Raw genomic sequence first — 7,599 nt, forward strand, 5'->3', positions numbered from 1 at the left:
GTTTTCCCTGACCCGTTACGGTATGCCGGCTGCTGCCCGGCTTACGTTTTTCCCGCCTGCCTGCCCTCTTCAATGACCTCCTGCCTGCGTCCTAAAAACTCTTCCGATGCCTGAAGCGTCAGGTGCTCCCGGCTGATCCCGGATCTGTCCAGCATAATCTGCGCTGCGGTTAAGAAGTTCGTCTCGAACCTCTTCGCATCATCCCCGCTCATCTGGTGTACAGCCGCCACTGTGGATGACACGAGCAGGCTCACCGCGTCCCCGGGATGCTTAAAACCGGCCATCTCAATGGAGCCTTCCCTCTTTTCCATAAATTCAGAAGGATCCTCCCTGGAACGGGCAGCTCCTGTCACCTTCTCTGACAGGATGATCGCGCTTTCGCATTCCGTGACAGTTTTCATTGTGTGTTTAGCTCCCGGCAAGCGGCTCTCCATCGTCACGCGTACCGGACGTGTCAGGTTCCCAGGCTTTTTCTCCTCCTGCGGCATATATGCGTTTGGCTCTTTTAATCTTTTCATGGCTGTTGCTCCTTTTCTCTTATTTTTTCCGCCATGCTGCGTAGCGGTCTAATAAGATTATGGAGTATGCAGCCATTTTCCCCGGGAATTCCTGTTTCTGCGACAGGACATCCCTGTCTATGGGGCTTCCCGCTCCCTCCCGGGCCTATTTTCCTGCCTGGCTCCTTTTCCCAGAAGCTGTGTATATCTTTTGGTAGCCCATGCAGAGGCTGACCCGGTCAAGCATGCCAACCAGCGCAAGCGCATCCTGGATATACGCATCCGGAGTCCGGTATCTCCGCTTCATGACATAGTACAGCTTTGCTTCCCTTAAAAACGGAACCGCCTGCCTGGACGCCATAAACCGGATGCAGCCCCCTGTTGTACGGCAGCCCGCGAATATCTGGAGCGCGTACATCAGACAGATCCTCGCGTTCTGCTCCGCCCCGTACCCGCCGGAGAAAAAGCAGCGCGGAAATTCCTCCCTGCGCCCCATAAGCACAGACTGATAAAAGGCTGTCACAAAAAAAGCCTTCGGCAGCTTTCCCAGATACTCCGGGTACATCAGAGAATAGAGGTAGATCCTCTTTTCCGGCGGCGAGATCTCCGGCGGGAGTTCCATCTCCTCCACCAGGTTGTCCAGCTTCATCATCCTTAAGACCGGCCTGGACAGTTTCTGTATGGTTTCTTCCGGCCCCCAGTGCAGGTAATATTCGCATGCGTACCGGCACAAAAAGCCAATGTCACTGTTAAACAGCATATCCCTGTCAACCTCATGCAGGATTGTTTTGCTGTTCCCGCTGAACACAGAATCATACAGGTAACACAGATCCGTTTTTTCCATATTTTTTAATTCCTCCCTCATGGATACTTTTTTATAATGATGGCGGATAACCTCTATTTTTCATTCACAATTTGCGGATACTCAAAAAAGGCGGAAAATCTCCGCCTTATCTTTTGTGTGTCGCTCCTGGTGCAGCCCCGCACAAATAGCTGGCGCTGAATTCACCATTATTTCGAGATAGTTCCTAATCATCCCAGGTGAAAAATCTGCAGGAGCAGGCGCCTGGATTCTGGATTCAGCGCCATGATGGCCCCGATAAAGGCAAGGGCCGCATAGGCCAGATACCATATATGCGCCGCCCCATCCTTTAGGTAGGATTTCCATGTCTTTTCCTTTAAGTAATACCCAGTGTTCCTTATCCCGCTCCCCTTTCGGAGCTGCTCCTGCTTCTTTTCCTTTAGCCTTGCGTTTTCGTTCCTGCGTTCCAGGATATCCTGGTATTTCGCCATATGTGTCCCTCCTCTTTATTAAGATGTACTCCCCAAATCCCACTGTGCCTGATTTTGTGAGATTTGGGGAGTACATTAAGGATGGATAACGCCCATCACCCGATCCATGATGCGCTGGAAAAACTCTTCTTTAGCATATTCCTTCCCCGCATGGAACGGATCCGGGATATACGGCATGAAATCAGTCATCCCGCCCCTGCCCATCATCATCGCCCTGATCTCCGCCTGGTCAGCCGGATCCGTGAAGTTGAATACCGTCACCGCGTCCTCCAGCATCGGATCCGCGAGGGCATCCTCTGTGCAAAACACCTCGTTAGGCTTGTTCCCACACAGGAGGATCCCGCAGTCCCCTCCTATGAACCGCTGCTTGCTGAACGTCGTGTCGGAAAGGCTGCCGAAATCGCAGACTACATAGTCGTACGGCGGCTTCCCTTTCCGGAGGGCTTCCATGCGGTCAGACGGGAACATATGGATCCCCATGCAGATGGTCCTCCCGGACACCCTGTCCATGGACACGCCTTTGTAAATGTTTGTGGCCCCCCAGATGTAATCCTGACGCGACATCTCCACGTAACAGGCGTCGTACCCATTCTCCTGCAGGAAGCGAACCAGCTGCAGTGACATCGTGGTCGTACCCATTCTGGGGATGACTCCAGCAATATTTATGATGCCTTCCATAATTGTTCTCCTTTTCTGCTTATATGTACTCTCGGATCCTCTCCACCCCTGCCTTTGCGGCTGATTTTCCGCCAGGCGCTTCCCGGGCAGGCATGACGGGGCAGGCCCGTCATCCCATGGCAGTAACAAACAATTCTTCTTCCCCGCCGCCTGACATGGCCTTCAGGGAATCCAGGACGCTGTCCATTGCCATGCGCCCCTCCTCCACCGGCATGTAGGCGATCTGCTCGGAAAGCTCATGCTCCTTTGCCCGGAACCGCTCCGGGTACATCTTCCGTATATCCGGGTTATAACGCAGGAGATTTTTTAAATTGCTGACGCCTTCCGTGATTTCCGAAGGGCTGAGGCTATACCTTTCAGCCAACTCCGAGGTCTTCACCCTGCCGTCGCTCATTTCTATGAAACACTGGATGATCTCTTTCCTTGGCTCCAGCTCGTGGGCGACCCGCAGGATCTTGCTGAAATTCATATTGCTTATGGCGCTCTCCTCCGGGCTGCGCATAGAGGACTGCCTGTCCGCCAGCGGGGCTGTCTCCGGGTCATCAATGCTTGTTCTGGTGTTCCCCGCCTTCATTTCCGCGAGCGCGTTTGTGATACGGCGGAATGGGCATTTGATGCTGTACACGTAGTCATACAGGGTAGGCGTCTGCCCATGCCTGGCAAACATCCTGTCCACTTCCTGGATCTTCCTTTTTGTAGTCGCCACATGGGACTTGGTGTCATGCTTTATGAGATTGACCTGCAAAACCATCTCATGCCTGATGGCATTGAAAAAATATGTTGTCGGCATGGACTTTTCCGGATCGTATTTCGGGAGGGCCGCGATGATCCCGATCCTCCCCGCCTGAAGCAGATCCTCATAAAAACTGCGATCCTTTTCAACATACGTGCTGAACTTGCGGGTAATGATGTCCATAATAAAAAATTCCAGATCACGGCACGCACCCTCCTGGGCCGCCTGATGGGAGGCCGGGTTTCCACTGTTGGCATCCGCCACGTATTTCCTGAAATTTTCATGGATCTGGGCTGCATCCTTCCGCCTGGAGAAAAGCTCTGTAGCGTTTAAGAGGAACGCGCTGTCCCGGATCCCTTCGATCGGGTTTTTCTTCTCCTGGCCGTACTCCTCTTCCATATGGCCGCTTAAGCCGCTCCCGTAGTTCCCCAAATCATCGCCGTATTCATACCCATAGCCTTCCTCATAGTCCCCGCCGCCGTAACCTTCCAGCTCTGTGGGATCTTTCTCCGTATAGCCTCCTTCTTCTTCATACATTTCCGTTGCCGGAACGCCTTCTTCATAATTCCACTGTTTTTCTGTTCTCCTCATATTTTTCCTCCTATCGGGTGGATCCTGCCGCAGGGATTCTCCTTTCCCTTTCAGACGCTTTCCAAAATGGAAACAGACATCCGGCATCCCCGGAAAGCTATTTCCCTGCAGGCAGCTTCAGCTACTGCCGGTCATTCCTGATCAACAGCGCAAACCTCGAACAAAAATTTCCCGTCCTTCCATCTGCCGCTGATCTCAGACAACTGGTTCTCATAAGTGAACAGGAGCGTGTTCCCCTTGCCCCTGGAGCTGATGACATAATTTTTGTCCTTCACCCTTATGAATGCGGCAATTGGGACGGTATCCTCCCCATGGCTGACATGATCCACCGGAACCACAAAGAACTCCGGACGGTGCGGTTCCCTCAGCCGGAACTGATCCAGAAATGTATCAGATGGCCGCTCCGGGCATTCCGCCTCCACTTCCTCGGTCATGGAATAGATGCTCGCTGTCTTATTGATTGCCGCCACTTCGGTGATAAATTTCCCATCCTCCCAGAATCCGAACACGTTGAACTGCTTGTTGTCAATCTCCAGGACAATGTATTTCGCGTGTCCCTCGTTCACCCTGCAGACGATGGTTCCATTCGGGGCCTGGGCGCGGACAAAGATCCCGGACGGCGTCCTTTCCAGATGCATTCCGATCACCTCTGTCGGCCATACCTGAACTGTGTAAGGCCCGGTAACCTGAGTTCCGTAGGTCTTCTTCAGCATCACGTAATGGGTATGGCAGATCCTCTCACCAGGCGTTTCCTCTTCTGCCGCCGGGATCATGTCAGGGACGGGAGCCAGCGCAGGGGCGTCTTCTTTCCGCATGGCCGGCACGGCCTCCCTCACCTTCTGTTTCCTGCTTTTAGGCAGGAACCTGGAAAACGGCCCGAGCGGGCTCTGGGATGGTGAAGGTGAAACAAGATCTTCCGTTTCCCCGGCGGCTGACGGCCCTGCGAGGCCGGATGCGCCTCCCGGAAATAGGCTGGGCGGCGGCTGGGCGGCCTTTGTCTGCGCTCCCTCCTGTCCTGATGCAGAAGCCCGCGCAGATCCAGGCTTTGGCGCCGCTCCTGGCGCTGTCGGAGTTTTGGCATCCCCCATGGGCTGTCCTGCCTCCCATGGCTTCGCCCGCCTCTTCCCACTCTTCGATTCTGCAAAACGCCTGTCTTCCTCCTCCCTGATAAGGGGCGCAATCTCCGGCAGTCTTTCCTCCACAGAAATGAATTCCTCTCTCATGATGTTTTTAACCGCCCTGGCCGGGCAACTGTACACGCGGCCCTCCAGTTCCATCTGTAAAAAGGCGATCCCGTCTTTTTCCTCCGGCGCCAGCAGGATCCCATGCCGGATCAGGCTTGTAAACGCATTCGCGTAGATCCTTGACGCAATCTGGTAGTCCGTCCCTTTCTCCTCCTCTCCCGCGCATTCATCCCTCATGCCCGATACCAGAGACAGGATCAGATACATCTTCTGTTCCGGTTTCAAAATGTTCTCCATTAAAATCCCGCAGGATATCCTGCTTCCTCCTCTCTTTTGTTTTAACAGCCAACACCCCGCTGCAAGCAACGGGGCATCAAGCCTGTGGCATTGCAGAGCAGCGGGTATGTGACCCTCGCGGCAGTCGCTAAATGTGCATGCAGGCATGCCCGCATGTCTCATCGCCCGCGGGAATCAATGTTATCCTGTTTTAGTCCCACTGGTTTCCTCCTCTGTCCGCGTCCTCCTCTGCATAGAGCCTCCCTGCGAAGATCTCCTGCGTCGCCTCAAATTCCTGCTGCTCCTTTGCCTGTTCCCGTATGGCTGTAATATCTGCCATGGAATGGCATCCTGTCAGGTATTCCGTGGAATAAGGTACGATCTCTGTCACATTGTCCAGCTTTTCGATTTCCGCCCCGCACTCCTCACAGATAAACTTCCTGGTGTAATTGCGGACCTGGAGCTGCCCGTCAACAAAGACCATCCCCCCTTCCTCAATCGCCAGGTAGTCATTTTCTGCGATCTTGCCGTAGGATTTAACGGCCGGAAAGTCATGGCGGTTTGAGTCAAGATCCTCCTTGACCCGGTATTTCCGCTCAATATCGATGATGTAGCTGCTGATCGGCGTCCCGCTTCTTTCGTGCCTGTGGAACGCCGGCTTGCCGCACGCTTTCCCGATCACGGTGATCCGGTTGGAGACTTCTGCGTTCCGGCGCAGGTCGGCAAGCCCCTGCTCCGGGGTGTATCCCTGGGCAACCAGGCGGACGTATATGGGATAGACGTACGCGGAATAGCCCCTGTAGATCTGTGTATGCCCGCATTCCGCGCAGTTGCAGGTCTTATTGTAATCATTCGTGACCAACGTTCCCCTCAGGGACACGATATCCCCTGGCTGCCATTCTTTCATGAAGTCCATGATCTTTTCATTCCCGCTCATGACCACAAGCTCATCCAGCCTCATCCTCTGATCCTTCGCGCCAAAATCCCGGATGCCGCGGATGACCGTGAACGATGAAAGCACGCGGCAGAGCCTGCTGTCCGGATCCTGGCTGGATTCCCGCAACAGGAGCGGGGGACTGGAAACCTGCCCGTACAATGTCACTTCGTTGTGTCTTGCCATAATTTTGGGCTCCAGGTACGGCTTTGTGCCTGGCTTCCTCCTCTCTTCTGGTTTTCTCCCATATATAGAATGTCGAATGAGTGTGGTTTTTCGGAAAAATGTGCGGGCCGGAACTCTTTTTATCCGAACCGCGCGTTTTCCGCTTATATCCATCCGTTTTCTGTTTCCCAGTATTTTACTGCAACCTAAGTCGGAATATCGCCCCTTATCTGCGGATAACGTTTTTGTTATTTTTTCCGCACGGCTCCTGTCTGCGCTGAGGACATCGGCTGCCGCAGTAAAAAAGCATTTCCAGGATTTCAAGAATATTAAAAAACGACATCAGCCTGTTTAGGAACACGGGCGACTTAAAAGCGATCAGAACTGTTTGTTACAGAAATGAAATTCAAGATGTTCATAAAAAACTTATGGGAACTACAAGGATGAGACTGACAGCCTGGATTATCATTCTTCCGGCCACTCATAGAGACTCCATCCGCAAAAATATTTATGATGATGGGAAATTGACGCCGAAGGCAACTATTAAGAAATACTTAACAGTTCAATCCGAAAGAACCCGCCAGGTTTCACATGGGCATATGTTCACGGATGAATATTTTGACCGCCAATATATAGTACATCCGGGATTCAATTATATTTCCGGTGACAGACAGTAAGGCCCTGGAACTGCTGGGAAACAGTGTGGCGGTTCCAGTCTTAAAGCGGATTGCCGGACAGATGGCGGCGGGGATATTTGAGAACCAGGAAGGGATTACCATCAGTCAGAGCAGCCCTGTGAATCACCAGGACAGCCAGGAGATGGCTTCCTGATGGAAACCAGTAAAATTTACCACATGGACTGCCTGGAGGGTCTGAAACGGCTGCCGGATTCCTGCGTTGACCTGATTGTGGCAGACCCGCCCTACCTGATTAAAGATACCCGTGCCAGAGGGCACAGCAGGCTTGCCAAAACAATCCAGCCGGTCAATGATGCTTTAAGGGAAAATTCCCTCGTCTCTGGCATGAATCCTCTGATTCTCCGTAAGCGTCAAATAAGATAGTGGATAGAAAAATAACCACCAACCCTCTATAATAAAAGGGCAGTGGTCATCGGCACCGTTCCTGTACTATGGGATCCCATGGTAGATAGTCATCCAGATATTCCGGATTCTCAAGAAATGTACTCCCCGGCATATCTGACAGGATATATTTGATGTATTTCATTGCATCCAGGCCATTGGCTTTCGC

Annotated in this window: 9 protein-coding genes and 1 pseudogene; 2 read left to right on the plus strand and 8 right to left on the minus strand. The window is 52.8% G+C overall.

The window, feature by feature from the left end; translation table 11 throughout:
- Window positions 1-41: 41 nt before the first annotated feature.
- The 7 genes from NFS31_RS16505 to NFS31_RS16535 all read right to left on the minus strand — a co-directional run bounded on the left by NFS31_RS16505 (window position 42) and on the right by NFS31_RS16535 (window position 6,372).
- Complete coding sequence (locus NFS31_RS16505) at window positions 42-518, minus strand: hypothetical protein (protein ID WP_160303923.1); 477 nt, start codon at window positions 516-518, stop codon at window positions 42-44.
- A gap of 145 nt (window positions 519-663) precedes the next feature.
- A complete protein-coding gene (locus tag NFS31_RS16510) occupies window positions 664-1,341 on the minus strand; it encodes a hypothetical protein (RefSeq protein ID WP_251497346.1) in 678 nt (225 codons plus the stop codon).
- 188 nt (window positions 1,342-1,529) lie between these two features.
- Window positions 1,530-1,790, minus strand: a complete 261-nt coding sequence (locus tag NFS31_RS16515) for a hypothetical protein (protein WP_251497349.1) — start codon at window positions 1,788-1,790, stop codon at window positions 1,530-1,532.
- A 75-nt stretch (window positions 1,791-1,865) separates the two neighbouring features.
- Window positions 1,866-2,468 carry a hypothetical protein gene (locus tag NFS31_RS16520; RefSeq protein WP_251497352.1) on the minus strand — a complete coding sequence of 201 codons (603 nt, stop codon included), beginning with the start codon at window positions 2,466-2,468 and terminating at the stop codon, window positions 1,866-1,868.
- Between the two features lie 109 nt (window positions 2,469-2,577).
- A complete protein-coding gene (locus NFS31_RS16525) occupies window positions 2,578-3,792 on the minus strand; it encodes a sigma factor (protein WP_160303927.1) in 1,215 nt (404 codons plus the stop codon).
- Window positions 3,793-3,923: 131 nt separating this feature from the next.
- Window positions 3,924-5,261 carry a hypothetical protein gene (locus NFS31_RS16530; RefSeq protein WP_251497355.1) on the minus strand — a complete coding sequence of 446 codons (1,338 nt, stop codon included), beginning with the start codon at window positions 5,259-5,261 and terminating at the stop codon, window positions 3,924-3,926.
- A gap of 202 nt (window positions 5,262-5,463) precedes the next feature.
- On the minus strand, window positions 5,464-6,372 hold the full coding sequence (locus NFS31_RS16535; protein WP_251497357.1) for a single-stranded DNA-binding protein: 909 nt from the start codon (window positions 6,370-6,372) through the stop codon (window positions 5,464-5,466).
- 642 nt (window positions 6,373-7,014) lie between these two features.
- Between NFS31_RS16535 and NFS31_RS16540 the strand changes: the two genes are divergently transcribed.
- Entirely contained in the window at window positions 7,015-7,182 is a 168-nt protein-coding gene (locus NFS31_RS16540) for a hypothetical protein (RefSeq protein ID WP_251497359.1), read from the plus strand.
- Complete coding sequence (locus NFS31_RS16545; protein WP_251497363.1) at window positions 7,182-7,412, plus strand: hypothetical protein; 231 nt, start codon at window positions 7,182-7,184, stop codon at window positions 7,410-7,412. The genes NFS31_RS16540 and NFS31_RS16545 overlap by 1 nt, the downstream gene beginning before the upstream one ends.
- A gap of 46 nt (window positions 7,413-7,458) precedes the next feature.
- On the opposite strand, the pseudogene NFS31_RS16550 reads toward NFS31_RS16545, so the two are convergent.
- Window positions 7,459-7,599 (minus strand): annotated as a pseudogene (locus NFS31_RS16550) (IS66 family transposase); the annotation flags it as partial.

This window comes from Otoolea muris (genome assembly GCF_943193115.1).
GTDB classification, from domain to species: domain Bacteria; phylum Bacillota; class Clostridia; order Lachnospirales; family Lachnospiraceae; genus Otoolea; species Otoolea muris.

Excerpts from the sequence above, each read along its gene's own strand:
- NFS31_RS16505 (WP_160303923.1), bottom strand. The coding sequence starts at position 518 with ATGAAAAGATTAAAAGAGCCAAACGCATATATGCCGCAGGAGGAGAAA.
- NFS31_RS16510 (WP_251497346.1), bottom strand. The coding sequence starts at position 1,341 with ATGGAAAAAACGGATCTGTGTTACCTGTATGATTCTGTGTTCAGCGGG.
- NFS31_RS16515 (WP_251497349.1), bottom strand. The coding sequence starts at position 1,790 with ATGGCGAAATACCAGGATATCCTGGAACGCAGGAACGAAAACGCAAGG.
- NFS31_RS16520 (WP_251497352.1), bottom strand. The coding sequence starts at position 2,468 with ATGGAAGGCATCATAAATATTGCTGGAGTCATCCCCAGAATGGGTACG.
- NFS31_RS16525 (WP_160303927.1), bottom strand. The coding sequence starts at position 3,792 with ATGAGGAGAACAGAAAAACAGTGGAATTATGAAGAAGGCGTTCCGGCA.
- NFS31_RS16535 (WP_251497357.1), bottom strand. The coding sequence starts at position 6,372 with ATGGCAAGACACAACGAAGTGACATTGTACGGGCAGGTTTCCAGTCCC.
- NFS31_RS16545 (WP_251497363.1), top strand. The coding sequence starts at position 7,182 with ATGGAAACCAGTAAAATTTACCACATGGACTGCCTGGAGGGTCTGAAA.